This window comes from Spirilliplanes yamanashiensis (assembly GCF_016863475.1).
GTDB lineage: Bacteria > Actinomycetota > Actinomycetes > Mycobacteriales > Micromonosporaceae > Spirilliplanes > Spirilliplanes yamanashiensis.
Genome location: NZ_BOOY01000033.1, coordinates 94694 through 120368, shown reverse-complemented (window position 1 = coordinate 120368; position 25675 = coordinate 94694). Strand labels below are relative to the sequence as shown.

The 25675-nt window shown below is 77.1% G+C and carries 22 protein-coding genes; 11 read left to right on the top strand and 11 right to left on the bottom strand.

Annotated elements, in window-relative coordinates:
- Position 1: 1 nt before the first annotated feature.
- Positions 2-3217: a LamG-like jellyroll fold domain-containing protein gene (locus Sya03_RS24175; RefSeq protein WP_203940691.1), complete on the bottom strand. Its 3216-nt coding sequence runs from the start codon at positions 3215-3217 to the stop codon at positions 2-4.
- A gap of 134 nt (positions 3218-3351) precedes the next feature.
- Between Sya03_RS24175 and Sya03_RS31660 the strand changes: the two genes are divergently transcribed.
- Complete coding sequence (locus Sya03_RS31660) at positions 3352-4497, top strand: S26 family signal peptidase (protein WP_203940690.1); 1146 nt, start codon at positions 3352-3354, stop codon at positions 4495-4497.
- A gap of 70 nt (positions 4498-4567) precedes the next feature.
- Complete coding sequence (gene dacB / locus Sya03_RS24165; RefSeq protein WP_203940689.1) at positions 4568-6154, top strand: D-alanyl-D-alanine carboxypeptidase/D-alanyl-D-alanine endopeptidase; 1587 nt, start codon at positions 4568-4570, stop codon at positions 6152-6154.
- Positions 6155-6158: 4 nt separating this feature from the next.
- Here dacB and thrS read toward each other — a convergent pair whose 3' ends face one another.
- Together thrS and Sya03_RS24155 are read right to left on the bottom strand one after the other, a co-directional pair.
- A complete protein-coding gene (gene thrS / locus Sya03_RS24160; protein WP_203940688.1) occupies positions 6159-7379 on the bottom strand; it encodes a threonine--tRNA ligase in 1221 nt (406 codons plus the stop codon).
- Positions 7380-7670: 291 nt separating this feature from the next.
- On the bottom strand, positions 7671-8540 hold the full coding sequence (locus tag Sya03_RS24155; protein WP_203940687.1) for a tetratricopeptide repeat protein: 870 nt from the start codon (positions 8538-8540) through the stop codon (positions 7671-7673).
- Positions 8541-8637: 97 nt separating this feature from the next.
- Between Sya03_RS24155 and Sya03_RS24150 the strand changes: the two genes are divergently transcribed.
- Entirely contained in the window at positions 8638-9480 is an 843-nt protein-coding gene (locus Sya03_RS24150; protein ID WP_203940686.1) for an EamA family transporter, read from the top strand.
- Here the strand turns inward: Sya03_RS24150 and Sya03_RS24145 are convergent.
- The 3 genes from Sya03_RS24145 to Sya03_RS24135 all read right to left on the bottom strand — a co-directional run bounded on the left by Sya03_RS24145 (position 9458) and on the right by Sya03_RS24135 (position 11658).
- Positions 9458-10849 carry a sensor histidine kinase gene (locus Sya03_RS24145; protein WP_203940685.1) on the bottom strand — a complete coding sequence of 464 codons (1392 nt, stop codon included), beginning with the start codon at positions 10847-10849 and terminating at the stop codon, positions 9458-9460. The genes Sya03_RS24150 and Sya03_RS24145 overlap by 23 nt on opposite strands.
- Positions 10850-10927: 78 nt before the next feature.
- Positions 10928-11284: a VOC family protein gene (locus tag Sya03_RS24140; protein WP_203940684.1), complete on the bottom strand. Its 357-nt coding sequence runs from the start codon at positions 11282-11284 to the stop codon at positions 10928-10930.
- Positions 11281-11658 (bottom strand): cupin domain-containing protein, encoded by a 378-nt coding sequence (locus Sya03_RS24135; protein WP_203940683.1) that lies wholly within the window; start codon positions 11656-11658, stop codon positions 11281-11283. The genes Sya03_RS24140 and Sya03_RS24135 overlap by 4 nt, the downstream gene beginning before the upstream one ends.
- A 98-nt stretch (positions 11659-11756) precedes the next feature.
- Between Sya03_RS24135 and Sya03_RS24130 the strand changes: the two genes are divergently transcribed.
- Together Sya03_RS24130 and Sya03_RS24125 are read left to right on the top strand one after the other, a co-directional pair.
- Positions 11757-12758, top strand: coding sequence for a sulfotransferase family protein (locus Sya03_RS24130; RefSeq protein ID WP_203940682.1), 1002 nt, complete (start codon positions 11757-11759; stop codon positions 12756-12758).
- Between the two features lie 22 nt (positions 12759-12780).
- On the top strand, positions 12781-14010 hold the full coding sequence (locus Sya03_RS24125; protein WP_203940681.1) for an MFS transporter: 1230 nt from the start codon (positions 12781-12783) through the stop codon (positions 14008-14010).
- A 4-nt stretch (positions 14011-14014) separates the two neighbouring features.
- On the opposite strand, the gene Sya03_RS24120 is transcribed toward Sya03_RS24125, so the two are convergent.
- Positions 14015-15664 carry an EVE domain-containing protein gene (locus Sya03_RS24120; protein ID WP_203940680.1) on the bottom strand — a complete coding sequence of 550 codons (1650 nt, stop codon included), beginning with the start codon at positions 15662-15664 and terminating at the stop codon, positions 14015-14017.
- Between the two features lie 71 nt (positions 15665-15735).
- Between Sya03_RS24120 and Sya03_RS24115 the strand changes: the two genes are divergently transcribed.
- From Sya03_RS24115 to Sya03_RS24100, 4 genes are read left to right on the top strand one after another with little or no spacing between them, the layout of a single operon-like run.
- Positions 15736-16617 carry a phosphotransferase enzyme family protein gene (locus Sya03_RS24115; RefSeq protein WP_203940679.1) on the top strand — a complete coding sequence of 294 codons (882 nt, stop codon included), beginning with the start codon at positions 15736-15738 and terminating at the stop codon, positions 16615-16617.
- A gap of 36 nt (positions 16618-16653) precedes the next feature.
- Positions 16654-17898 (top strand): erythromycin esterase family protein, encoded by a 1245-nt coding sequence (locus Sya03_RS24110; protein ID WP_203940678.1) that lies wholly within the window; start codon positions 16654-16656, stop codon positions 17896-17898.
- A gap of 29 nt (positions 17899-17927) precedes the next feature.
- Complete coding sequence (locus Sya03_RS24105) at positions 17928-18323, top strand: ChaB family protein (RefSeq protein WP_203940677.1); 396 nt, start codon at positions 17928-17930, stop codon at positions 18321-18323.
- A gap of 32 nt (positions 18324-18355) precedes the next feature.
- Positions 18356-19369, top strand: coding sequence for a zinc-dependent alcohol dehydrogenase (locus Sya03_RS24100; RefSeq protein WP_203940676.1), 1014 nt, complete (start codon positions 18356-18358; stop codon positions 19367-19369).
- Here Sya03_RS24100 and Sya03_RS24095 read toward each other — a convergent pair.
- A complete protein-coding gene (locus Sya03_RS24095) occupies positions 19344-19697 on the bottom strand; it encodes a DNA polymerase ligase N-terminal domain-containing protein (RefSeq protein ID WP_203940675.1) in 354 nt (117 codons plus the stop codon). The genes Sya03_RS24100 and Sya03_RS24095 overlap by 26 nt on opposite strands.
- Positions 19698-19708: 11 nt before the next feature.
- On the opposite strand from Sya03_RS24095, the gene Sya03_RS24090 reads away from it, so the two are divergent.
- A complete protein-coding gene (locus Sya03_RS24090) occupies positions 19709-20338 on the top strand; it encodes a histone deacetylase (protein ID WP_203940674.1) in 630 nt (209 codons plus the stop codon).
- A 15-nt stretch (positions 20339-20353) separates the two neighbouring features.
- On the opposite strand, the gene Sya03_RS24085 is transcribed toward Sya03_RS24090, so the two are convergent.
- On the bottom strand, positions 20354-20896 hold the full coding sequence (locus tag Sya03_RS24085) for a hypothetical protein (RefSeq protein WP_203940673.1): 543 nt from the start codon (positions 20894-20896) through the stop codon (positions 20354-20356).
- Between the two features lie 90 nt (positions 20897-20986).
- Between Sya03_RS24085 and Sya03_RS31655 the strand changes: the two genes are divergently transcribed.
- Positions 20987-24364, top strand: coding sequence for an ATP-binding protein (locus Sya03_RS31655; protein WP_203940672.1), 3378 nt, complete (start codon positions 20987-20989; stop codon positions 24362-24364).
- Here the strand turns inward: Sya03_RS31655 and Sya03_RS24075 are convergent.
- On the bottom strand, positions 24361-24999 hold the full coding sequence (locus Sya03_RS24075; protein WP_203940671.1) for a hemerythrin domain-containing protein: 639 nt from the start codon (positions 24997-24999) through the stop codon (positions 24361-24363). The genes Sya03_RS31655 and Sya03_RS24075 overlap by 4 nt on opposite strands.
- The gene (locus Sya03_RS24070) at positions 24996-25661 is read right to left on the bottom strand and encodes a hypothetical protein (protein ID WP_203940670.1); all 666 of its coding nucleotides are present in this window, start codon (positions 25659-25661) and stop codon (positions 24996-24998) included. Before Sya03_RS24070 ends, Sya03_RS24075 begins: the two co-directional genes overlap by 4 nt.
- Positions 25662-25675: the final 14 nt, after the last annotated feature.

The following is a 25675-nucleotide window of genomic DNA, read 5'->3' as shown; positions in this document are numbered from 1 at the left end:
CTCAGCCCACGCCGAAGCGGTAGTGCTGGGTGACGGTCGCCGCGGTCATCGCGGTGGAGTAGATGGCCAGCTCGTCGACGCTGCCGGCGTACGCCTCCGCCGCCGACCCGCCGACGATCAGCGGCGAGGTCGTGTTGGCCAGCGTCTTGCCCGAGCCGCTGGCGCTCGCCGTCTGGAAGCCGTCGAGGAAGTAGACGCAGGTGCCGGCGCCCGCCTTGACGAAGACGACGTGGTGCCAGTTGGTGTCGGTGACGGGCGTGACGGCGCCGATGATCGACGTGCCGGCGCCCGCGCCCAGCGACTTGTACAGCGTCGGCTTCCCGGCGTTGAGGGCCACCTTGAACGAGCCGGTGCCCTTGTCGACGATGGTCTCGAAGCCGGTCGTGGCGGTCGTCGACCGCTTGAACCAGAACTCGATCGTCGTCGTGTCGCCCACGTCCAGGGCCACGTTGTCGGCGACGGTGACGAAGCTCTTCGAGTTGACGAACCGGACCGCGGTGTCGGTGTCGGCGCCGCCGAGCGCCCCGGTGACACCCAGCGTGGGCGAGAAGAAGTAGTCGCCCGTGGCGGTGCCCTTGCCGTCGGCCGCCCGCGGGCGCAGCGAGTAGTTGTCCATGTGCAGGCCATCGGTGTCGGTGGGGGTGCCGCTGCCCCAGATGAACATGCCGCCGTAGCCGGCCCCGGTCACCGACGAGTCGGTCACGCTGATGACCTGCGTGCCGTTCACCCAGACGGTGATCTGTGTGCCGGTCATCTGCAGGCGCAGGGTGTAGGTGGCGCCGGCGGTCATGCTGGCCGTGGCGCCGGCCGTCGTGATCAGCGTGCTGGTGCCGTTCACCTTCTTCCACAGCTGCCACGAGCCGCTGCCCTGGGCGAGCTGCGCGTAGTACGCGGTGCTCGTGGCCGGGTTGAACCGGCCCAGGATGCCCGGGTAGTAGGTGCCGGTGTTGCTGGCGACGTGGATGTCCGCCTCGACCGCGTAGTCGGGCGACGACGGGGCGGCGTTGTTGTAGAGGTCGAAGCCGTTGGCGCTGACCCGGCGCATCCGGTCGGCCGCCGTGATGACCGGGGCGGAGCCGGAGCTCAGCGTCCAGGTGGTGCCGTCGTCGGCCGGGCGCGAGTTCACCGCCGCGCCGGTGGTGCCGGTGAACGTGTCCAGGCCGTAGCTGGCCTCGCCGAAGCGCCAGTAGCCGGACAGGCCCGCGTCGGCCCGGACCGCCGAGTGGTAGTCGACCTTCAGCTCGTTGATGCTGGTGGCCGTCGCGGTGTTGCCGACCCGGTCGGCGACGGTGTAGCGGTACCTGTAGCAGTAACCGTTCGTCACGGTCGCGTCGTTGTGGGTCGTGCCCGGGGTCGTCGCGATCGTCGTCCACCCGCCGTAGGCGCCGCAGGTGCCGGCGGACAGCGGGGCCTGCTGGCGCTGGAGCACGGCCGCCGCCGCGTCGAGGCCGGCGCCGGCGTCGGTGGCGGCGGTCAGCGTGATCGCGGGGTTGAGGTCGGCGGGGTAGCCGTTGGTGTAGGTGACCGCCGCGCCCGTCGGGGCGGTGGTGTCGGCCGTCATCGTGAACGACGACGTCGCGGACGCCAGGCCCGCGTTGTTGGTCGCCGTGAACGTCCGGGTGCCGGGCGCGGCGGGGCCGGCGCTCGACCACGCGTACGTGGTGACGCCGAGCGTCCCGGCCGTCGCCGACCAGCCGGTGCCGAGCGCCGGGTAGGCGTAGCTCGCGACGCCCGACGCGGCGTCCGTGGAACTGCCGGTCAGGGTGACCGAGCCGCTGGTGGCGGTCGAGCGGTAGTAGACGGTCGTGCCGGTCACCGCGGTGTTGGTGAACGCGGACGCCGCCCAGGTCGGCGTGCTCGGGGCCGTGCTGTCGACCTTGACGTCGCCGCTGGTGTACGTGGCGGTGTTCCCGAGCAGGTCCGGCACCGTGTACTGGTAGCGGTGGCAGGCCTGGTCGGTGACCGTGTCGGCGTACGGCGACGCCGGGTCGGTGGCGAGCAGCGTGTACGAGCCGTACGCGCTGCACACGCCGTTGCTGAGGGTGCCCGTCGACCGCAGCAGCTGCCGGCCGCTCGCGGCGAGCCCGGCGCCCGCGTCGGTGCCGGGGGTGAACGCCACGCTGACCGCGGTGCCGGTGCGGTAGCGGGTGCCGGTGCCGGTCAGGCCGGTCGCGTCGACGGAGCCGCCGGTGGGGGCGGCGGAGTCGTTGCTGAAGGTGAGGCCGGTGGCGGTGGTGTTGCCCGCCGCGTCCGCGCCGGTCACCGTGACGGTGGGCGAGCTGGTGGTCGACGCGGCCCACGAGAACGTGTTCGACACGAACGGCCCGCCGGCCGGGCTGGTGACGGTCGACGGGGTGTGCGTCCAGCCGGTCGTCGTGCCGCCCAGCGCGCCGGTGGCGCTCGACGCCGGGCCCGAGCCCGCGTCGGCGACGGCGTTGGTCAGCGTCAGCGACCCGGTGCCCGCGCCCCGGTACCAGACGGTGCTGCCGCTCTTGACCGCGGTGCCGGTGACGGTCGCGGCGGTGACGGCGTTGGCGGGCGCGACGGTGTCGATCCGCACCTGCCGGGTGGTGACCGCGGAGGCGTTGCCCGCGTGGTCGACGGCGTAGAAGCGCAGCGTGGTCGTCGCGTTGAGGTTGAACGGCAGCGCGTACGTGGTGGCCGTGCCCGACGCGACGGGGTCGGAGCCGTCGGTGGTGTAGTAGACCCGGTGCACGCCGGAGCCGGCGCCGTCGCCCGAGGTCAGCGTGACCTGCACCGGGCTGCTGTTGTTCCAGCCCGCCCCGTTGGCCGCGGGGGACAGCCCGGCGGTCACCGTGGGCGCGGTGGTGTCGACGACGATGGCGATCGACGCCTGCGAGCCGCTGCCACCGAGCGCGTACACGGTGTGGGCGCCCTCGGCGGCCGACGGGATCGACAGCGACGTGATGGAGGCCGACCCGCCCGGCCCGGCGGCCGACGGCGAACCGGTCAGCGGTGTCGCCCCGTCCAGGCGGTAGGTGACCGTCTCGTCCGGGCCGAATCCGGACAGCGTGCCCGTGGTCACCGCCGGGCCGTTGAAGGCGGTCCGGGCCAGGCTGAGCGTCGGCGTGGTCGACGACCACAGGTTCCCCGGGTTCCTGGTGGCGCCGGAGAACGCGCTGAACGACGTGCTCAGCGACAGCGCCGTCGCCGCCAGGCCGACAGCCGGAAGCGCGGCCAGCGCCAGGCGCTGCACCGTCTGCCTCCGCGAGAGTGCCACGCGGAACGAATCGGCGGCCGGCGCGGCGATCGGAGGGATTTCGACGCGTGACCGGGGCGACAGCGCCGGTTGCCCTCAAGTCAGGCCGCCGGCGGCCGATCACCTGCGGCATGACCGCCCGGCACGGGAACGACGCTCGCCGCACCGGCGACGCCCTCGCCGTGCCCGTCGACGCCCTGCGCCGGCTGGTCCTGTTCACCGCGGCCGCCGCCCTGGCCGGCGCGCTGCTGCTCGTCGGCGTCCTCAGCGTGGTCTCCGTCGGACCGCGGCTGTTCGGCTGGCAGGCCACCACGGTGCGCTCCGACTCCATGGCGCCGGCCGTGCGCACCGGCGACATCGTGCTCACCGCGCCCGCCGGGCGGATCGTCGCCGGCGACGTCGTGCGCTTCCCCGACCCCGCCCGCCCCGGCCGCCACCTGCTGCACCGGGTCGCCGGCGTGGACGGCGCCGGCCTCGTGCACACCCGCGGCGACGCCAACCTGACCGCCGACTCCACCCCCGTGCCCGCCGCCGCCGTCGAGGGGGTGGCCCGGCTGCGGCTGCCCGCCCTCGGCCTGCCCGCCGTCGAGGCCGCCCGGCACCCGGGCGCCACCGCCGCCCTGGGCGTCCTGCTCACCCTGGCCGTGGCGGCCACCGCCCGCCCCGCGCGCCGCCGGCACCGGCGCCGGCGCGGCCGCCGGGCCACCGCCGGCATCGTCGCGGCCGGCGTCACCGGGCTGTGCGCCGTGCTCGCCGCCGGCGCCCAGACGTCGTCCGCGGCGTTCGTGGCGTCGTCGGCCAACCCGGTGTCGAACTGGGCGGCCGGGACGATCACCATCTCCGACGACGACGGCGGCGGCACCCCGACCACGGGCACCGCCCTGTTCTCCGTCACCGGCCTCACCTCGGCCGCCCCGCCCGCCAGCCGGTGCATCACCGTCACCTACACCGGCAACGCCCCCGCGCCCGTGCGGCTCTACACCACCGCCCTGACCGGCACCGGGCTCGGGCCGTACCTGAACCTGACCGTCGAGACCGGCACCGGCGGCGGCTTCGCCAGCTGCACCGGCTTCACGCCGTCGGCCACCCTGTACAACGGCACCCTCGGCGGCTACGCCTCGGCGTACCCGTCCTACGCCTCCGGGCTGAGTGCGTCGTGGACCCCCGCGACGAACGGGGCGGCGCGGGTGTTCCGCATCACGTACTCGCTGTCCAGCGACCCGGCCGCCGTGGGCCTGACGGCCGGGGCCGCGCTCGTGTGGGAGGCGCAAGCCTGACAGCGGGGCGGACACGGGTGGGACCGGCGTGCAACGATGACCGCCGCCGTCGTCCACTCAGGGGGGTCCCATGCGGGCAGTCCGCTCCGTCGTCGTCGCGGTCACCGCCACGGCAGCCGTCGTCGCCGGGGGTGTCGCCACCCGGTCCGCGTTCGCCGATCCCGCCCCGCGGGCGGTCGCCGTCGCCGACCCCGCGCTCACCGCGCGCCTCGACCAGATCCTCGCCACCGGCGCGCTGTCCGGCACCACCACCGGCCTGCAGGTGCGCGACGCCGCCGGCGCCACGGTCTACGCGCAGAAGTCCGGCGACCGGGTCATCCCGGCGTCGAACATGAAGCTGCTGACCTCCGCCGCGGCCCTCGAGGTGCTCGGCCGGTCGTTCCGCTGGAACACCACCGTGCTGTCCACCGGCACCCGGAGCGGCACCACGCTCACCGGCGACCTCTACCTCAAGGGCTACGGCGACCCGATGGTCACCGCCGCCGAGTACGACAAGCTCGCCAAGGCCGTCGCCACCGCGGGCATCCGGTCGGTCACCGGCTCGCTCGTCGCCGACGACACCTGGTTCGACGGCGTCCGGCTCGGCACCGACTGGGCGTGGGAGGACGAGACGTACGCGTCGTCCGCGCCGGTCGGCGCCCTCACCGTGGCCGCCGACGCCGACTACAACCTCAACAGCGTCGTCGTGACGACGAAGCCGGCCACGGCGGCGGGGCGCGCGGCCACCGTCACCGTCACGCCCGCCAACAGCGGCGTCACGGTCGTCAACCGCACCACCACCGGCGCGTCCGGCAGCGCCGAGACGGTCGGCGCCGGCCGCACCCACGGCACCAACACCATCGTCGTCACCGGGTCCGTCCCGCTGGGCGGCGCCGCCACCGACGCCGTGTCGGTGGAGAACCCGACGATCTACGCGGCCACCGTCTTCAAGGCCGCCCTCGCCAAGCACGGCGTGCGGGTCGCCAAGGCCACCCAGTACAAGGCGACGCCCGCCGCCGCCAAGACGGTCACCACCCGCACCTCGCCGACGCTGGCGACCCTGATGACGCCGTTCCTCAAGCTGTCCAACAACGGCCACGCCGAGATCCTGCTGAAGACGATGGGCCGCAAGGTCTCCAACACCGGCACCTGGCCGGCCGGGCTCGCCGCCGCCAACGCCGCGCTGGCGAAGCTGGGCGTCGACACCGCCGTCATCCGCTCCGTCGACGGCTCCGGGCTGAGCCGCCGCGACTGGCTCACCACCGGCCAGATCGCCAACCTGCTCGTGGCCGCCCAGTCGAAGGTCTGGTTCGACGGCTGGTACGCGGCCCTGCCGATCGCCGGCAACCCCGACCGCATCCAGGGCGGCACGCTGCGATCCCGCCTGACGACCGGCCCGGCGGCGAACAACCTGCGCGCCAAGACCGGCACGCTCACCGGCGTCAACGCGCTGTCCGGCTACGTCACCGACGCCGGCGGCCGCCGCCTGGTGTTCTCGATGGTCGTCAACAACGGCCTGAGCAACGCCAACGGCATCCTCGACCAGGTCGGCGACGCGCTGGCCCGCTCGGGCGGCCCCGCCGGCGCGGCGGCGCTGAGCCGCGGCACCGTCAAGCCCGGCCCGGTGGCCACCCGCGCCGGCGAGGACGTGGAGTGCTCGTGGATCGGCGCCTGCTGACCGGCTACCCGGGCAGCAGGTCCGCCGACCGCGCGGCCACCACCTGACCGATCAGGTCCAGCACCTGCGCGACCGGCCGGGGGCCCAGCTCCCGGCCGTCGCGCAGGCGCAGGGCCGCCGCACCGCCGGCGGCCTCCCGCCCGCCGATCACCGCCACGTACGGCACCCGGCGGCGGGCGGCGTCGCGCACCCGCGCGCCCAGCGAGCCGTCGTGCGCCACCTCGGCGCGCAGCCCGGCCGCCACCGCGCCGGCGGCCAGCTCCGCGGCCGGGGCGTCCTGGCCGGCGCCGACCGGCAGCACCACCAGCTGCACCGGCGCGTACCAGGCCGGGAACGCCCCCGCGTGCACCTCGATGAGGTGCGCGAACAGCCGCTCCATGCTGCCGGCCATGCTGCGGTGGATCAGCACCGGCGCCCGGCGCCCGCCGTCCGCGGCGGTGTACTCCAGCCCGAACCGCCGCGGCCGGCCGTGGTCGACCTGCACGGTGGACAGGGTCTGCTCGCGGCCGGCGTCGTCGCGCACCTGCACGTCGATCTTCGGGCCGTAGAACGCGGCGTCGCCCGGCGACTCGGCGTACGCCACGCCCGCCCGGGCCAGCGCGTCCCGCAGCACCCCCTCGGCCGCCGCCCACATCGCCTCGTCGCCGGCGTAGTCGCCGCCGGGCCCGCGCAGCGACAGCCGGACACCCGACGCCCGCACCCCCAGGTCGGCATGCGCCTCGCGGATCAGCGCCAGCTCGCGGCTCACCTCGTCGACGGCCTGCTCCGGGGCGCGGAAGGTGTGCCCGTCGTTGAGCGAGATCGCCCGCACCCGGGTCAGGCCGCCGAGCACGCCGGAACGTTCGGCCCGGTACATGCCGCCCAGCTCGGCTACCCGCAGCGGCAGCTCGCGGTGCGACCGCCCGCGGGCGCGGAACACCAGCGCGTGGTGCGGGCACAGGCTCGGCCGCAGCATCAGCTCGTCGTCGCCGGACAGCCGCATGGGCGGGAACATGTCGTCGCCGAAGTGATCCAGGTGCCCGGACAGCTCGAACAGCTCCCGGCGGGCCACCGGCGGCGACACCACGTGCCGGTACCCGGCCCGGCGTTCCTTCTCGCGCAGGTACTCCTCGACGGCGTGCCGGGCGGCGGCGCCGGCGGGCAGCCAGATCGGCAGTCCCGCGCCGGCGAGCGGGTCCGAACAGAACAGCTCCAGCTCGCGGCCGAGCCTGCGGTGGTCGACCATGACGGTCTCCTTCACGGGTACGGGCCTCGCGGGCGCACCTCGGAGACGACGACGGCCCCGGGGATGTCGCCCCGGGGCCGGTGAGTCGATGACGTCAGCGCGCTCCGCCGGGGTGTCCCGGCGTCGTCGTGTCGGCTGCCGCGCGCTGCATGCCGCGACCGTACGGCGCGGCGGCCCGGCCCCGCGACCGGGTTTCGCCGCGCCGGTCAGGCGCTCACGGCGAGGGCGGCGCGGGTGACCTCGTGCCGTGGCGGCTCACCCGCGGCGGGGCGGGCGAGCCTCCGTCGGTCGTCAGGTCGCCGGGTGCAGGTCGCGCCACGAGCGGGCGGCCGGGTCGGCGGCGGCCCACGCGTCGAGCAGCCGGACGGCGCGCTCCTCGGGGGCGGCCACCAGCAGCTGCTGCTCGCCCGCGCCGAACCGGTCCGCCACCTCGCGGGTGCCCTCGCTGCAGCACCGGCACAGCACGTCGGCGCTGTCCAGCGGTTCGGCGCCGAAGCCGGCGAGCTGGAACGCCTCCGCCGCGGCGCGCAGGTCGTCGCCGGTGCGGGCGGTGACGGTGGCGGCGAGGGTGGCGGTCGGCGAGGACTCGAACAGCAGCAGCTCGTCGAACACCGGGTGGGTGCGGCCGCCGGCGACGCGCTCGCCGTTCGGGGCGCCGTCGTGCAGGACAATCTCGCCGAACCGGCGCCCGGGGTCGAACGGCACGCTGATGACCCGGGCGCGCGCCGGGCAGAGCCGCACCGCCCACACGACCTCCTGGCCGTCCCGGGTGTCGATGCGCACGCAGGTCGGCCCCAGGTCCGCGGTGATCTCGCCGGTGCCGGGCGGCAGGTCGAGGCCGTAGCCGGCCCAGCAGTCGCGGGCCGTCGCCCAGTCGCGCAGCGCGGTGGCCGCGATGCCGAGGTTCCAGAACGCCGGGTCCTCGGCGCCGCGCCGCGACCGGGCCGCCGCCTCGCGGCCCAGCTCGTACGCCTTGGGCCAGTCCCGCAGGAACTTGTACGCCAGCGCGGCGTCGAACCACAGCCGCTCGCTGCCCCGCTGGTCGGGCGCCGCCCGCACGGCCTGTTCCAGCAGGCGGCCTGCCTCGGCCCAGTCCTCGCGGTCCCACGCGATGTAGGCGCTCTTCACCAGATCGCGGTGCGGCGACCGCCCGATTGCCATCGGCGCATCCTAGATCACCGGTGCGGGCCGTGCCGCCGCGCGACGACCCGGTCCCGGGGGTGCGCGGCTGCGAGACTGGGCGCCGGGGGTGGTGATCGTGGGGGCTCTGCTGGCGCTGCTGGCGGCCGTGAGCTACGGCGCCGGCGACTTCGTCGGCGGGGTCGGCGGGCGGCGCACCGTGCCCGCGCTGGTCACCGTCGTCATCCAGGTCGTCGGGGTGCTGTCGGCCGCGCTCGCCGTGCTGGTCGTGCCGGGCGGCGCGCCGACGGCCGCGGTGCTCGCCTGGGGCGCGCTGAGCGGCGTCGGCAGCGGCATCGGCAACGCCGCGCTGTTCCGGGGCCTGGCCCTGGGCCGGATGAGCGTGGTGGCGCCGGTGTCGGCGGTGACGACCGCGCTGCTGCCCGCCCTGGCCGGCGTGCTCGACGGCGACCGGCTGTCCGGGCTCGCCTGGGCCGGGGTCGCCGTCGCGCTGCCGGCGATCGCGCTGGTCTCCCGCGAGCCGGGCGGCGCGGACGCGGGGGAGCCGCTGCGCGACGTGCGGTACGGGCTGCTCGCCGGCACCGGGTTCGGGCTGCTGTTCATCGCGCTCGACCGGGCCGGCACCGCGGCGGGGGCGTGGCCGCTGCTGCCCGGCCAGCTCGTCGCGGTCGCCGTCGTGGCGGCGCTGGCCGGGCCGGCGATGCGCCGGGCGGACCGGGCCGGGTGGGGGCCGGCGGTGCGCTGGGGGCTGCCGTCCGGGTTGCTGGGCGCCGCCGCGAACCTGCTGTTCCTGGCGGCGACGGGGCGCGGCCAGCTGACCGTCGCCGCCGTGCTCACCGCCCTCTACCCGGCGGTGACCGTGCTGCTGGCGGCCACCGTGCTGCGCGAGCGGCTGCGCGCGGTCCAGGCGGTGGGGCTGGCGGCGGCGGGCGTGGCGGTCACGCTGGTCGTCCTGGGCTGAGCGCGGCGGCGGGGCCGGCCGGGAACGTGACGACCGCGTCGAGGCCCGACCCGCCGGGCGCGGGGCGCAGGGCGGCGCCGCCCCCGCCCGCCTCGGCGAGCGTGCGCACCAGCGCCAGCCCGAGGCCGGTGCCGCCGGGCGCGGCGCCGGGGGCGCGCCAGAACGGGTCGAGCGCCCGTTCCCGCTGCTCGTCGGTCAGGCCGGGGCCGCGGTCGGCGACGTGCAGCTCGACGTCCCCGGCCGGGCCGGGCCGCCAGGAAACGGTGACGGCGCTGCCGGCCGGCGCGGCGCGCAGCGCGTTGGCGAGCAGGTTGTCGAGGATCTGGTCGACGGCGCCGGGGACGGCCGCGACGTGCGCGTCGGCCGGGCCGTCGGCGACCAGGCCGACGCCGCGCCCGGCGGCCAGCGGCGCCCACACCTCCACCCGCCCGGCCACGGCGCCGGGCAGGCCGACCCGCTCCCGGGGCAGCGTGCCCCGCTCGGCGCGGGCCAGGGCGAGCAGCGACTCCACCAGCCCGGCGAGCCGGTCGGTCTCGGCCAGGGCGGCGCGCAGGCCGGCCGCCCCGCCGGCGGTGACGTCCGGCTCCAGGTTCTCCAGCCGCAGCCGCAGCGCGGCCAGCGGGGTCTTGAGCTGGTGCGACGCGTGGCCGGCGAACGCGCGCTGCGCCTCCAGCAGGCCCTGCACCCGGCCCGCCGTGGCGTGGAAGGCGGCGGCGAGCCGGCGCAGCTCCGGCGGGCCGGTCGTGGGCGGCGGCGGCAGCGGGCCGCCCGGCAGCCGGGCGGTGGCCCGCTCCAGCTCGCGCACCGGCCGGCTGATCCAGCGCGCCAGCGCGACCGCGACGAGCGCGGCGGCGAGCAGCACGGCGATGCCGGCGGCGGCCAGCAGCAGCCAGAACCGGCGCACGCGGGCCGTCGTCGGCGCCGTCGGCACGCTGACCCGGACCGCGCCGCGCGCCGCCACGCCCGGGTGCACGGGCACGGCCACCGAGATCGTTCCCGGCCCGGCCGCCCGCCCGGTGACCCGGTCGCGCCCGGCCAGCACGGCGCGCACGTCCGGCGCGGCGCCCGGCCCGCCCGGCGCGTGCCGCTCGGGGTGGGTGCTGGACAGCAGGCGCCCGCCCGCGCCGACGACGTCGACCTGCCCGCCGAGCCGCTGCGCCGCCTCCCGGGCCAGCAGGTGCACCTGCTCGCCGCGGCCGGTGGTGAGGGCGGTGTCGACGAACGCGGCCAGCACCTCGGCGTCGTGCTCCAGGGCGTCCGCGGCCTGCCGCTGCGCGCCGCGGTGGTACACCCAGCCCAGCGGCACCTCCAGCGCGACGAGGATGAGCAGCGCGAACGTCAGGTAGGTGACCAGCAGCCGGCGCGTCACGGCAGCGCACCCCCCGTCCGCGCCCGGGTCCGGGCGCCGCCCGGGGATACGGCCGGGCGGGGGCGGGCGGTTGAATCGTCAGTCGTCCTCGGGGGCGAAGCAGCAGAACTCGTTGCCCTCGGGGTCGGCGAGGACGTCCCAGCTGATGTCGCCGCCCCGCGCCCGCACGAGGGTGGCGCCGGCGGCGAGCAGCGCGCCGGTGTCGCCGTCCACGTCGAAGTGCAGGCGGTTCTTGACCGTCTTGGGCTCCGGCACCGGGTTGAGCCAGATCATCGGCCCGCGCCCCGCCGGGTCCACGATCGGCACCGGCCCGGACGGGTCGCCCGGGGCCTCGCCCTCGTGCCGGACGTAGCCCAGCGCGGCGCACCACCAGTCGGCGAGGGCCTGGTGGTCGGCGGCGTCCAGGCAGAGGTCCTTGAACCGGGCGGCGCTCATGCGTCCTCCTGGGTCGGTGGGGGTGGGAGGCGCCAGCCCGGCAGGGACGGCCAGCGCACGGTCAGCACGACCGCGTCGGCGGGCGCGTGCCAGCTGTGGTCCTCGCCGGGACCCCAGACGAGGTAGTCGCCGGGCCGGGTCAGCACCACGGTGCGGTCGCGCATCTCCATGTGGAAGCGGCCGCTGATCAGCACGAGCAGCGCCGTGCGGGTCTCGGCGGTCGCCCACGCCGCGCGGCGCTGCCCGGCGGGGTGCACGCCCCACTTCACCTCGACGGCGGTGCTGTGCAGCGGCGTGCCGGGCGGCATGAAGTGGCCCAGCAGCCAGCCCTGGTTGGCGACGCCGTCGAGCTCGGCCTGGCCTGTGTGGATCACCGGGACACCGTATCGAACCGCGACACGACACCCGAGATGCCCGTTTTGCCATATTAATTCGCTATGGTGCCGGTCGTTCGTTCCTCCGGAGGTGCCCCGTGCCCAGTGACCGCCCGATCTTCGTCGTCGGCTGCCCGCGCTCCGGCACCACGATGCTCCAGCTGATGCTGCACGCCCACCCGCGCATCGCGCTGCCGCCCGAGAACCGCTTCGTGCTGCCCGCCTACACCCGCCGGCACGACTTCGGCGACCTCACCGTCGCCGGCAACCGCCGCAAGCTGGGTGACTGGATCGTCGCCGAGCGCGCCTTCGGCGACCTCGGCCTCGACCCCGGCCACGTCGTCGAGGAGGTCGTCGCCGCGCCGCCCACCCTCGGCTCCGCCCTCGGGGCCGTCCTGCGCGCGTACGCCGCGAAGTTCGGCAAGCCGCGGTGGGGCGACAAGCGGCCCGCGTACCTGCGGCACCTCGACGTCATCCAGAAGCTGTTCCCCGACGCGCAGATCATCAACATCGTGCGCGACGGCCGCGACTGCGTCGCCTCCCTCAAGGAGGTGCCCTGGCGCCAGCGCGGCTTCGGCGAACTCGTCGACTTCTGGGCCCGCGCCGCCGACGAGACCCGCCGCGCCGCCCGCCGCCTCGACCCGGCCACCTACCACCAGGTCCGCTACGAGGACCTCGTCCGCGACCCCGAACCCGCGCTGCGGGCGATGTGCGACTTCCTCGACGAGGACTACGACCCCGCCATGGCCCGCCCCGGCGAGCAGGCCCGCGTCGCCGTCCCCGAGTACAAGGTCTGGCACAAGCTCACGCACGGCGAGGTCACCACCGAGCGGGTGCAGAGCTGGCGCACCCGGCTCACCCCCGACGAGATCCGCATGTGCGAGGCCGCGTTCGGGCACCGTCTCGTCCAGTTCGGGTACGAGCTGTCCGGCACCCCCGTCCCCGGCCCGCGTGACCGCGCCCGGTACGCCTGGCACGCCGCCTCCTACCGGCTGGCCCCCGCCAAGCGCGCGATCGTCGACGCCAAGGGCCGGCTGCGGCCGCGCGGCGCCGAGGCGCCCGTCGCCGCCCGGCTCACCAGCCGCCAGGTCGCCGGCTGACCGACGCCCTATCGTCGGGCGCATGACGCGCACGCCCGACCGGCCCCCGCGCGCGGCCCTCGCCGCGCTCGCCGCCTCGGCCTTCGCCTTCGTCGCCGCCGAGACCCTGCCGGTCGGGCTGCTGCCGGACATCGCCGCCGGCCTCGGCGCCGCCGAGTCCGACGTCGGCCTGCTGCTCACCAGCTACGCCGTCGTCGCCGGCGTCAGCGCCATCCCGCTCACCGCGCTGACCATGCGCATCCCGCGGCACCGGCTCCTCGCGCTCACTGTCGCCGTCTTCGTCGCGTCCCAGGCCGCCGCCGCCCTCGCGCCCAGCCTCGCCACCCTCGCCGCCGCCCGGCTCGTCTGCGCGCTCGTCCACGGCGTCTTCTGGTCCACCATCGCGCCCGTCGCCGCCCGGCTCGTGCCACCCGGCCGGGCCGGGCACGCCACCGCACTGGTGTTCCTCGGCAACTCCGCCGCCATCGTCCTCGGCGTCCCGCTCGGCACCGCCCTCGGCCAGGCCCTCGGCTGGCGCGTCGCCGTCGGCGCGTTCGCCCTCGCCGGCGCGCTCAGCCTCGTCGCCATCTGGCGGCTGCTGCCCCCGCTGCCCGCCCTGCCCCACGACCGCGACGCCCGCCTCGGCGCCCTGCTGCGCGGCGCGGTGACCGTACTGCGCGCCCGGCCCGTCGCCGCCGTCTGCGCCGTCACCGTGCTGCTCGTCGTCGGCCAGTTCGTCGCCTACACCTACATCGCCCCGCTGGCCCGCCGCGACGGCGGCCCCACCGGCGTCGCCCTCAGCGCCCTGCTGCTCGGCTACGGCGCCGCCGGCCTGCTCGGCAACTGGCTCGTCGGCCGCCACGTCGACCGCAGCCCCGGCCGGCTGCTCACCGCCCTGGCCGTCGCCATGACCGCCGCCCTCGCCACCATCGCGGCGTTCCCCGGCCCCGTCGGCACCGTGCCCGCGGTGCTGCTGTGGGGCGCCGCGTTCACGGCGTCACCGGTCGTGCTGCAGGCCGCCATCCTGCGCGTCGCCCCGCACGCCCGCGACGCCGCCTCCGCCGTCTACGTCGTCGCCTTCCAGATCGGCATCGGCGGCGGCGCCCTCCTCGGCGAACGCCTCTTCCGCGCCGGCCACCTCGACGCCCTCCCGCTGATCGGCGCCGCAGTCACGCTGACCGCGGCCGCGCTGGTCCTGGCCGCGCGCACGGCGTTCCCGCCCCGCACCACACCGGACACGAACGCCCCGCGCGACCCGGCCCCGATCAGCTGACCGCCTACCGGTTGCTCCGCACGACCTTCCGCCACGCCGCCCGGATCCGACCGCCCAGCCCCGGCTTCTTCTCCGGCATGGTTCCCTCGGCCGGCGCCTCACCGACGGGCCGCTCCTCGACGGCGGCGGCGATCTCCTCCGCGCCACTCCCGGCAGGCGCGCCCTCGGGCGCCGCGTCGCGGACCGTCAGGCCCGTGGCGGGCCCCGCGGCCGTCTCCGCGGCCGTCGCTGCGGCCTCGGCCGGAGCCGGCGTGGGCAGGTCGGCGGCGATCTCCGCGGTGGTCTCCGCCTCGGCCCGCGGCGCGGCGGCCCGGGTCTCGGCCGGGCCCGGGATCTCGGCGGGGATACCGGCCGCGACATCCGCCGGGCTCGTGGCCGTGCGGGCCACGGTGGAGGTCTCGGCCGGGGCCGAGGTCTCGGCCGGGAACCCGGTGGGAGTGTCGGCGACCGACCCGGCGGGGGTCTCGGCGACCGAGCCGGTGGGAGTCTCGGCGACCGACCCGGCGGGGGTCTCGGCGACCGACCCGGCGGGGGTCTCGGTGATCAACCCGGTGGTGGGCTCGGGGGTCGTCTCGGCCGGGAATCCGGTCGAGGTCTCGGCGGCGGATCCCACGGCGGACCCGGCAGGTGACCCGGTGGCCGGCCCGGTGGTCGAGTCGGTGGTGGAACCGATGGTCCCCGTGGCGGTGCCGGTGGGGGCCTTGGCAGAGGTCTCGGCGGGGAACCCGGTGAGGGTCTCCACCGAGGAGGCCGCAGGGGTCGCGGCCGAGGTGGCCGCGGATGCCGCGGCCGAGGTGGTCGCGGGGGCTGCGGGGGCTGCGTGGGCTGCGGGGGCTGCGACCGGGTCCGGGGTGGGGGTCGCCTTCTTCGCCGGGGCCTTCCGGGCCCGCGTCGCCTTCGCCGCCGCCGGGGCGGCCGCCGCCGCGGTCGCGGACTCGGCGCCGTCGGCCGGGGGAGCGGCCTGGTCCGCCGCGGCCGTGGCGGCCGTCTTCTTCGCCGCGGGGGTCCGCTTCGCGGGTGCCTTCTTCGCGTCCTTCGCGGCCGGTGCCACGGGTGCGGCCGGCGTGGCCGCCGTCGCCTCCGCGACCGCCGCCTCCGGCGTCGCCGCCTTGGCGGGGGCCGTCTTGCGGCCCGTCGTCTTCTTCGCCGGCTGGACCGGGGCGGCGGCCAGCGCCTCGCTGACGGCCGCGGCCGCCGCGGCGGTGCCGTTCCCGGCGGTGGCGGGGGTGCGTTCCGTCAGGGCCGCCCACGCGGCCTCGTCGAGCGGGAACGGGTTGCCGCCCATGGGGGCGCGCATGATCGCGGCCTGGGCGAAGCGCGGGTCCGCCTTCAGCGCCGCGCGGCCGACCGGCTCGTCGATGAAGACGTGGTCGAAGCGGACGGGCACCGACAGGGCCGGCTCGTCGGGGCGGGGCGGCTCGGTGGCGTACTTCAGGTGGTCCGGCGGGAGCGGGGCGTCCGTCGGGGGGCCGAGGACGGTGCCGCGCGCGACCGCGCCGCCGCCCGGGCCGCTCACCCAGACGGCGAACTCGTCACCGGCGGCGATGTCCTGGCGGTGCCGCCGGACCGGCCAGACGGTGGTGGTGTGGCCGTCGGCGAAGAAGTCGCGGATGCGCCAGGTCTTCGGGTTGCATTGGAGGATCCAGAGCGCCATCCGAGGATTGTGCGGGATCAGCGTCCGGGCGGGCGCAGAAACGCCGACGGGAATCGAAACAGGGCGGGATCGTGATCGGCCAGTGGGTGCGGGCGGACTTCGGTGTGGACCTGGTCGCGGCCGAGGAGGTGCGGCTGGGCTCCGACCACCGGGCCCGCCTGTGGCGCGGGGTGACGGCCGGCGGGGACGCGTACGCGGTGAAGCTCAGCGGCGGCGGCACCGCGGCCGGGCTGGTGGTGGCGGCGCACCTGGCCGCGCACTGCGTACCCGGGATCGCGGGACCGCTCGCGGCGGGTGACGGGCGGGCGTGGAGCGACCGCGACGGGCGCCGGCTGTCGGTGGTGCCGTGGCTGGCCGGGGCGCGCGCCGTGGACGGTCCGATGACGGCGGCGCACTGGCGGTCGCTGGGGCGGGTGCTGCGGGCGGTGCACGCGGCGCCGCCCGTGCCGGGACTGCCCCGTGAGGAGCACGACCACGCGGCGTGGTGGGCGGTGTACGAGCGGGTCGCCGGCCGGCTGCCCGCGCCGGAGCGGATGCTGGGGCTGCTGCGCGGGGCCGACGCCCTGGCCGCGCGGCTGCGCGACCGGCCCCGGCGCGACGTGGTGTGCCACGCCGACCCGCACGTCGGCAACGTGCTGCTGGACGGCGACGACGGGGTGTGGCTGCTCGACTTCGACGACGCGATGCTGGCGCCCGCCGAACGCGACCTGATGTTCTTCACCGGCGGGGTGCTGGGGTTCGCGCCGGTGACGGCGGCGGCGCAGGAGGCGTTCGGCGACGGGTACGGCCCGGTCGCCGCCGACCCGGAGCGGATCGCGTACCACCAGTGCGTGCGGGCGCTGGAGGACGTCCTCGACTTCGCCGACCGGGGCGAGTGGTCCTACCTCGACGGACTGCACTCCCCGGCTGGGCTGGTCACCGTCGCGGAGGGGTCGCTGCGCCGCGCCGGCTGACAGGTGTGACCCGCCCGGGGTGGGTATGCGGAGGACATGTACGGCGACGAGGCCGCCGCCCTGGCGGCACCCCTGACCGGCCCGGACGACCTCGACGTGCTGCTCGACCGGGCCCGCGACGCCCGCGTGGTGCTGCTCGGCGAGGCCAGCCACGGCACCCACGAGTTCTACGCGTGGCGCGCGGCGATCACCCGGCGCCTCGTCGAGGAGCTGGGCTTCTCGTTCGTGGCCGTCGAGGGCGACTGGCCGGACTGCGCCCGCGTCGACCGCGCCGTGCGCCCCGGCGGCGGCGACCCGCGGGAGGCGCTGCGGGAGTTCATCCGCTGGCCCACCTGGATGTGGGCGAACGAGGAGGTCGCCGACTTCTGCCGGTGGCTGCGCGCGCACAACGCCGCCGCCGCGGCGCCGGTCGGCTTCCACGGCCTCGACGTGTACTCGCTGTGGGACTCGCTGCGCGAGATCCTCGTCCACCTGCGCGAGCACGACCCGGACCAGGTTCCGGCGGCGCTGGCCGCGTACCGGTGCTTCGAGCCGTACGGCGAGGACCCGCAGGAGTACGCGTGGGCCACCCGGCTGGTCCCGCAGACCTGCGAGGACGAGGTGGTCACGCTGCTGGCCCGGCTGCGCGGCACCGGCCTGACGCCGTGGCAGAACGCCGAGGTGGTGGCAGGCGCCGAGCGGTACTACCGGGCGATGGTGCGCGGCAGGCCGGAGTCGTGGAACGTGCGCGACCGGCACATGGACGACACCCTCGACCGCCTGCTCACCCACTACGGCCCGGGCGCGAAGGCCGTCGTCTGGGCGCACAACACCCACGTCGGGGACTCCGCCGCCACCGACATGGCCCGGCACGGCGAGGTCAACCTGGGCCGGCTGGCGCGCGAGCGCTGGGGTCCCGGCGCGGTGCTGCTCGTCGGGTTCGGCAGCCACGCCGGCGCCGTCGTCGCCGGGTCCGGCTGGGGCGAGCCGATGCGGGTGATGCCGGTGCCGCCGGCGCGCCCCGGCTCGCTGGAGGACGTGCTGCACGCCGCCGCGCCGCCGCAGGCCCTGTACGTGTTCCCGCGCACCGGGCGGCCCGCGCTGCTCACCGACGAGCTGGGGCACCGGGCCATCGGGGTGGTCTACCGGCCGGAGCGCGACGCGCACGCCAACTACGTGCCGACCGTGCTGGGCGAGCGCTACGACGCGTTCCTGTGGTTCGACCGCAGCCGGGCGGTGCGCCCGCTGCACACCCACGGCGTGGACGCGCTGGCGCCCGAGACGTACCCGAGCGGGGTTTGACCCGGCCGGGGCCGGGAACGGAGAACCGCATGCCTGCACGCAAGGACATGCCGAGCACCCTGAAGCGGTCGCCGAAGAAGGCGCAGGACACCTGGGCCGAGACGCACGACTCCGCCGTCGAGCAGTACGGCGAGGGCGAGCGGGCGCACCGCACCGCGTTCTCCGCGGTCAAGCACTCGTTCGAGAAGGTCGGCGACCACTGGGAGCCGAAGGCGAAGAAGGGCCCCAGCGACGCCAAGGCGGCGGGTGGCCGGTCGACGAAGGCGCCGACCGCCGAGGGCGTCGACGCGAACGCCTCGAAGACCCACCTGCAGGACCTCGCCAAGCGGCTCGACATCCGCGGCCGGTCGAAGATGACCAAGGCTGAGCTGGTGGACGCCATCAAGAAGGCCAACCGCAAGAGCACCGCCAAGGCGCGCTCGTGACAACCGGCCCGGCGGCCTGACAGGTTGACCCCATGCGCCGCGTCGTCGTCACCGCGTCCGGAGTCACCGTCGTCGAGGCGGAGACCCCGCACCCTGGGCCCGGCGAGGCGCTGATCCGCACCACCCTGGCCGGCGTCTGCGGCTCCGACGTGCACGCCCTGCACGGCCGGCACCCGTTCGTGGCGCTGCCGTTCCACCCCGGCCACGAGGTCGTCGGCGTCGTCGAGGCGGTCGGCGAGGGCGTCGAGTCGTTCGCGCCCGGCCAGCGGGTCACGCTCGAGCCCTACCTGCCGTGCTGGAACTGCAAGCAGTGCCTCGCCGGCCGGGAGAACATCTGCGAGAACCTCGGCTTTTTCGGCTGCGGCCACCCGCAGGGCGGCCTCGCCGACGCGTTCACGCTGGACATCCGCCGCCTGCACGCCGTGCCCGACGAGCTCGACGACCGGGCCGCCGCCCTCATCGAACCCCTGGCCACACCGGTGCACGCGGCCGGGTTGGCGGGCGGCGTCGAGGGCCGGGCCGTCGCGATCCTGGGCGCGGGCACGATCGGGCTGCTCACCCTGCTCGTCGCGAAGGCCGGCGGCGCCCGGCGGGTCGTCGTCACCGCCCGGTCCGAGGCCCGCCGGACGCGAGCGCTGGAGTTCGGCGCGGACGCCGTGGTGGACGCGCGCGCCGCCGACGCCGTCGAGCAGGTCCGGGCCGCGCTGGGGGAGAGCGCCGACGTGGTGTTCGACTGCGTCGCCGAGGAGTCCACCATCCGGCAGGCCGCCGGCATCGGCGCCAAGGGCGCGACGATCGTCGTGGTCGGCGTCCCGCCCGGCGACGTCACCGTGCCGCTGCACCTCGTCCAGGACGCCCAGCTGCGCCTGCAGGGCAGCGCCACCTACCTGCCCGCCGACTTCGCCGAGGCCACCCGGCTGCTCACCGCCGGCGCCGTGCCCGTCGACCGGGTCGTCACCGCCGTGCACCCGATCACCGACGCGGCGGCCGCGTTCGCCGACGCCGAAAGCGGCGCGCACGTCAAGGTGCTGGTTGCTCCTTCGTGAGGTGCAGCAGCCAGTCCCGGCCGGTGCGGATCAGCGCGTACCGGCGGCTGCCCGCCCGCCCGTGCAGCGTGAACAGCATCCGGCGCTCCGTGCGGTCGTGCTCCTCCCACCACCCGGTGTCGGCGATGTCCTTGTCCGCGTCGGTGTACGTCAGGTGCGCGTAGTCGTGATCGGGCACCGCCACCGCCAGCCGGTTGCCGCGCGGATCCGTCGGCAGCCCCCGCGGCAGCGCCCACGAGCGCAGCACCCCGCCCTCGGCCAGCCGCAGGTCGAAGTGGTGCCGCGGCGTGCGGTGCTCGTGCAGCACGAACGCGGGCCGGTCGCTCACCGGGCCAGCCTATGACCCTGGTCTGGTACGCGGCGTACGGCTCGAACATGCACGCCGACCGGCTGCGCCACTACCTGCGCGGCGGCACCCCGCCGGGCGGCCTGCGCACGTACCCCGGCTGCCGCGACCCCGCCGACCCCCGCGCCACCGCCCCGGTGATGCTGCCCGGCGGCATCTGGTTCACCGGCGAGTCCGCCGCCTGGACCGGCGGCTACGCCCTCTACGACCCGTTGCTGCCGGGCGCGGCCGCCGCCCGCGCGTACCTGCTCACCGCCGGCCAGTTCGCCGACCTGGTCGCCCAGGAGATGTACCGCCCGCCCGGCGCCGACCTCGCCGACCTCGGCGAGGTCGTCCGCACCGGCCGGCTCACCCTGGGCCCGGGCCGCTACGAGACCCTGGTGTACGCGGGCGCCCGCTCCGGCCACCCGATGCTGACGTTCACCGCCGGCTTCGGCCGCGCCGACGGCGAGCCTGCCCGCCCCGCCCCCGCGTACCTCGGCATGCTGGCCCGCGGCCTGCACGAGTCGCACCACTGGGACGCCACCCAGATCACCACCTACCTCCTCGGCCGCCCCGGCGTGACCGGCGCCTGGGACCCGGCGGACCTGGCGGGGGTCGTCGCGGCGGCCCTGCCGGCCTGACGGCGCGGCGCGCCGCTACGCGGCCCGCGGCTGATCGAACGTCAGGATCGACCTGCGGTACGGCCCGGCGCCGGTGTCCGGGTGGGCGAGCACCACGAAGTCGGGCAGCGCGCCCGGGCCGGGCCCGCCCGAGCCGTCGCGGGCGCCCGGCTCGGCGTCCCACTCGATCAGCGCCACCGTCACCCGCCACCGGCCCGGCGGCACCGCCATCGGCAACCCCTCGCGGGCGTCCGCGGCGACGTGCTCGATGCCGCTCAGCATCGCCGTCCCGGCCGAGACGAACAGGTACGGCTCGGACTCGACGAGCAGGTGAACCCCCTCGCGCGGGGTCAACCGGGCCGGGGTGTCCACCGTGCCCACCCGCGCGACGACGCCGAACGCGCCGTCGGCGCCGACGTTGAGCGGCACGAACGCGCCGGCGGCGACGTGTGCGGCAATGTCATCGTCGGCCAGCAGCGCCTCCTCCCAGGTGTCCAGGTCCACCACGGCGGAGAAGGCGGCGGGGGACCACAGCCCGCACATCCCCGCGCCGGTGACGACCGTGCCCGCGACCTCCATGCGACTCCTTCCGGTTCGGCGGAAGCGGTCAGTCTGACGTGGCCGCGCGGGCGAGGGTCAGGAAGATCCGCCGGCGGTACCGTGTGCGACGTGCAGGGGGCTCAGAGCGACGTCACGGTCGGGGTGCTCGGACCGGTCGTCGCGGCCGTCGGGGGGTGCGAGGCCGACCTGGGCGGGCCCCGGCCGCGGGCCGTGCTGGCGCGGCTCGCCGTCGCCGGCGGCGAGGTGGTCTCCACCGACCGGCTCGTGCACGACCTGTGGGACGCCGCGGAGGCGCCCGCCAAGGCGCTCGCCGTGCTGCAGGTGCACGTGTCGCACCTGCGGCGCGCCCTGGAGCCCGGCCGGGCCCGCCGCGCGCCCGCGACCGTGCTGGTCAGCGCCGCGCCCGGGTACGCGCTGCGGGTCGGCGCCGGGCTCGACGCCCGGCGGTTCGAGGACCTGGTGCGCTCCGCGGCCGAGGCCGGCGACGCCGGGCAGCGGCACGCGGCGCTGACCGCGGCGCTCGGGTGCTGGCGGGGCGGCGCGTACGCGGAGGTCGCCGACGCGGCGTGGGCGGCGCCGGAGGCGGCCCGGCTGACCGAGCTGCGGCTCACCGCCGTGGAGGCGCGGGCGGCCGCCGCGCTGGACCTGGGCCGGGCCGCCGGGGCGGTGCCGGAGCTGGAGCGGCACCTGCACGACCACCCCGGCCGCGAGGAGGCGGTGCGGCTGCTGGCACTCGCCCTGTACCGGACCGGGCGGCAGGGCGACGCGCTGGGGGTGCTGCGGCGGGCGCGGGAGCACCTGGCCGAGGAGCTGGGGGTGGATCCGGGGCCGGCGCTGCGGGCCCTGGAGGCGGACGTGCTGGCCCAGGCGCCGACCCTGGACGGCCCGGCCCCGGGGCCGGCGGGGCAGTCGACCGGCCGGGACCGCGCGACGGCCGGGACCACGACGGCCGGGCCCGCGCCGAGCGGGACCACGACGGCCGGGACCGGGGAAGGCGCCGGGACAACGGCGGCGGGAACAACGGCGACCGGGACCGCGGCCGGCGGGCCGGGGCGGCCGTCGATGGGGGCCACCGCGCTCGGCCGCGCCGCCGAGATCGCCGCCGTCCAAGCCGCTGCCGACGAGGCGAGGCGGGCCGGGGCGCGGGTCGTGTGGGTCGTCGGGGAGGCCGGGGGTGGGAAGACCACGCTGGCCGAGGCGGCCGTCGGGGAGCTGGCCGGGGCGGGGTGGCGGGTGGCGCGCGGGCGGTGTCCCGAGGTGGCCGGGGCGCCGCCGGGGTGGGCGTGGTCGGAGGTGGTCCGGGCGCTGGGGGCGCCGGGCGCGGATTCCGAGGATGCGCTCGCCGGGCTGTTGCCGGAGGGGGAGCCCAGCCCGTTCCGGCTGGGGCGGGCCGTGGCCGCGGTGATCGACGCCGCCGCGCCGGTGGTGGTGCTGCTCGATGACGTGCACCGGGGCGACGACCTGACGTTGCAGCTGCTGCGGCAGGTGCTGGCGCAGCTGGCCGGGCGGCCGCTGCTGGTGGTGGCCACGTACCGGGGCAACGAGGCGCCCGACGAGCTGGCGGCCGCGGTGGGGGCGCTGCTCGGCGCGACCGCCGCGCACCTGGTCCTCGGCGGGCTCGACCCCGTCGCGGTCGGGGTGCTGGCGCGGGAGCAGGGGCTGACGGACGCGGACCCGGCGGTGCTGGCGGCACTGGCGGAGCGCACCGGCGGCAACCCGCTGTTCGTGCGGGAGCTGGCGCGGCTGATCACGGCCGAGGGGCCGCGGGCGGCGCACACGGTGGTGCCGGCGGGGGTGCGCGAGACGCTGCGGCGGCGGGTGGCGCGGCTGCCCGGCCCGGCGACGACGGCGCTGCGGCAGGCGGCGGTGCTGGGCCGCGACGTCGACGTGGACGTGCTGGCCGAGGTGGCCGGCCGCGACCCGGACGACCTGCTGGACGCCCTCGAGGTGGCGGTGCTGGCCGGGCTGCTGGACGAGCCCGCCCCGGGCCGGGTGCGGTTCACCCACGCGCTGGTGCGCGACACCCTGTACGAGGACACCCCGCTGCTGCGCCGCGCCCGGCTGCACACGGCGGCGCTGCGGGTGCTGGCCGGCACCGCGGACGCGGCGACGCTGGCGCACCACGCGGAGGCGGCGGCCGGGCCCGCGACGGCGCACGAGGCGGTGCCGTACGCGGTGGCGGCGGCCCGGGAGGCGCAGGCGGTGGGCGCGTGGGGCGAGGCGGCCCGCCGGTGGGCGTCGGCGCTGCGCCTGCACGAGCTGGCCGAGCGGCGCGCCGGCCCGGCCGCGCAGCAGCAGGAGGCGCTGGTGGCGCTGCTGACCCCGGCGGTGACGGCGCTGGCCCGCTCGGGCGACACGGCGGGGGCGCGCGCGGCGTACGTGCGGGCGGTCGCGGCGGCGCAGGGGCGCGACCGGCTGGGGGTGCTGTGTGCGTGGGACGCCCCGCTGGTGTGGACGACCCGCGCCAACCCGGAGCCGGACGCCGGTGTGCTGGCGGCGGCCGCCGAATTCCTCGCCGAGCCGGACCTGCCGGCCGCGACGCGGGTGCGGCTGCTGCTGGCGCTGTTCCGCGAGCACGAGGGCCACGACGTGCCGGCGGCGATCGCCGTCACCGGGGAGGCGCTGGCGCTGGCGCGCACCGTGGACGATCCGCGGCTGCTGTGCCTGGCGCTGAACGCCCGGGCGTACACGGCGCTGGGCCCGGACCTGCGCGACGAGCGGCGGGCGCTGGAGGACGAGCTGGTGGCGGTGGCCGCGGCGGCGGGCGAGGTGGACCACGAGGCGGTCGCGCACTGGCTGCTGTTCCTGGAGGCGGCGTCGCGCACGGACCTGGCGGCGGCGCGGGCGGAGATGACGCTCGCGGTGGCCCGGGCCGGCACCGGCCAGCTGGGGGCGCTGCTCGCCACGGTGGCGATCTTCCAGGCCCTGCTGGAGGTGCTCGCGGGGCGGCTGGACGCGGCGGCCGCCCGGTACGAGGAGGTGTCGCGCCGCCTGATCGAGCACGGCGCCGTCAACGGCGGGCTGATGGCGATGGTGGGCCGGATCGGCGTGGCGGTGTACCGGGGCGACCTGAGCCCGCTGCGCCCCGAGCTGGAGTACGTGGAGAGCCTGTACCCGGGCGGGATGGGGGAGCTGGTCGCGCTGGCCCTGCTGGACGAGGGCCGCGAGGACGACGCCCGCCGGGTGTGGGCGGCCCGCCGGCGCCGGGTGCGCGACTACTACTGGCTGGGGTTCACGGCGCTGCGCGCGCACGTGGCGGGCCGGCTGGGCGACGTGGCGGAGGCGCGGCTGCTGTACGACGAGCTGCTGCCGTACGCGGGCCGGATCGCCGGGCTCGACTCGGGCACCCTGTACGCGGGCCCGGTCGACGACGCGCTTGCCGCCCTCGCCGAGGCGCTGGGCCGCCCCGAGGAGGCGGCGCGACGCCGCGCGGCCGCCGCGCACCTGCGCGAACAGGTGGCGGCGGCCCTGGCGGCGCCGGTCTAGGCCCCGAAGACGAGGCGTTCCCGGCGGCGGAACAGCCGCGGCAGCACGGCCAGCATGACCGTGACGGCGGCGCCGCCGTCGCGCCGGATCTCGGCCAGCTCGGCGGCGGACGCGACGGCCAGCACCCGCGGCGCCTCGAAGGTCATCTTGGCGCCGCGCCGCCGGATCCGCGCCTCGACGGCCGCCCAGTCCCGCGGCGTCACGTACCGGCGGATGAGCGGGACGATCGTGCGCTCCTCGTCGGCGATGTGCTCGTGCAGGGTGTCGCGCAGGTCCGTCATGTCGGCCGCCAGGGCGGCCGGCGCGACGCCGGACGCCCGCAGGGCGGCGGCCCCGGCGCGGACCCGGTGCAGCTTGGGGTCGAGCACGGCGTGGTCGTCGGTCAGCTCGGTGAGGTCGACGTGCGCGCCGGCGGAGCGTTCCAGCACCGGCCACAGCACCTCGTCCTCGGCGCTGTGGTGGTGGTGGATGGAGGTGCACAGGTCGTCGAGGTAGCCGGCGACGGCAGCGCCCCGTTTGCGGCCGAACCGGGTGGTGCCGGCGAGCAGGCCGGTGAGGCGGTCGAGGTCGCGCAGCATGGCCCGGTGGGCGAGCAGCAGCCCGGTGGGTTCGGTGGTGCCGGCGGCGGCGGTCACGCGGTCACCAGCTCCCGGGTGGCGGGGGTCCGGACGGCGCCCGCGGCGCGGATCATCAGGTAGCCGACGATCGCGACGGCCAGCCCGCGGGGCAGCTCGATGATGAGGCCGCTGACGACGGGGATCTCGGGCAGCGGCACGAGCGTGAGCAGCGCCCCGCCGGTGACCAGGACGCCGACCCAGCGCGACACGACGCCGGAGCGGAACAGGCCGATGCCGGTGAGCACGAGGCCCAGCTGGAAGACCAGGGCGCCGCCGAGCATGAGGGCGAGGAACGCCGGCGAGTCGACGATGGTGCCGTCGGAGGCGATGAGGTGCCGGGCGGCCGGGTCGGCGGCGATGGCCGGGGCGACGAACGCCTCGACGACGAGGTGGCTCTGCGCGCTGAGCGCGTTGCCCAGGAAGTAGAGCGCGATGCCGATCATGCCGACGCGGCCGACGTGCGGCCGCAGCCACACGAACATGCCGGGCAGGCCGACCATGAGCAGCAGGGCGCCCGCGTAGATGAGCAGCTGCGCCCACGGCGAGGCGGGGGCGGTCAGGGCGGCGACGGAGTGCGACTGGCCGTCGACGATCGGGTGGGCGACGCCGCCGGCGAGGGACAGGACGAAGGAGCCGATCAGTGCGGCGCCGGTGAGCTTGTGCAGTGAGGTGTTGGTCATGCCGGGAACTCTGC

What these genes read in the sequence shown, in the direction of transcription:
- Sya03_RS24100 (WP_203940676.1), top strand. Translation starts at nt 18,356, where the DNA reads ATGCGCCGCGTCGTCGTCACCGCGTCCGGAGTCACCGTCGTCGAGGCG.
- Sya03_RS31660 (WP_203940690.1), top strand. Translation starts at nt 3,352, where the DNA reads ATGACCGCCCGGCACGGGAACGACGCTCGCCGCACCGGCGACGCCCTC.
- Sya03_RS24085 (WP_203940673.1), bottom strand. Translation starts at nt 20,896, where the DNA reads ATGGAGGTCGCGGGCACGGTCGTCACCGGCGCGGGGATGTGCGGGCTG.
- Sya03_RS24110 (WP_203940678.1), top strand. Translation starts at nt 16,654, where the DNA reads ATGTACGGCGACGAGGCCGCCGCCCTGGCGGCACCCCTGACCGGCCCG.
- Sya03_RS24070 (WP_203940670.1), bottom strand. Translation starts at nt 25,661, where the DNA reads ATGACCAACACCTCACTGCACAAGCTCACCGGCGCCGCACTGATCGGC.
- Sya03_RS24120 (WP_203940680.1), bottom strand. Translation starts at nt 15,664, where the DNA reads ATGGCGCTCTGGATCCTCCAATGCAACCCGAAGACCTGGCGCATCCGC.
- dacB (WP_203940689.1), top strand. Translation starts at nt 4,568, where the DNA reads ATGCGGGCAGTCCGCTCCGTCGTCGTCGCGGTCACCGCCACGGCAGCC.
- Sya03_RS24105 (WP_203940677.1), top strand. Translation starts at nt 17,928, where the DNA reads ATGCCTGCACGCAAGGACATGCCGAGCACCCTGAAGCGGTCGCCGAAG.
- Sya03_RS24140 (WP_203940684.1), bottom strand. Translation starts at nt 11,284, where the DNA reads ATGAGCGCCGCCCGGTTCAAGGACCTCTGCCTGGACGCCGCCGACCAC.
- thrS (WP_203940688.1), bottom strand. Translation starts at nt 7,379, where the DNA reads ATGGTCGACCACCGCAGGCTCGGCCGCGAGCTGGAGCTGTTCTGTTCG.
- Sya03_RS24155 (WP_203940687.1), bottom strand. Translation starts at nt 8,540, where the DNA reads ATGGCAATCGGGCGGTCGCCGCACCGCGATCTGGTGAAGAGCGCCTAC.
- Sya03_RS24125 (WP_203940681.1), top strand. Translation starts at nt 12,781, where the DNA reads ATGACGCGCACGCCCGACCGGCCCCCGCGCGCGGCCCTCGCCGCGCTC.
- Sya03_RS24090 (WP_203940674.1), top strand. Translation starts at nt 19,709, where the DNA reads ATGACCCTGGTCTGGTACGCGGCGTACGGCTCGAACATGCACGCCGAC.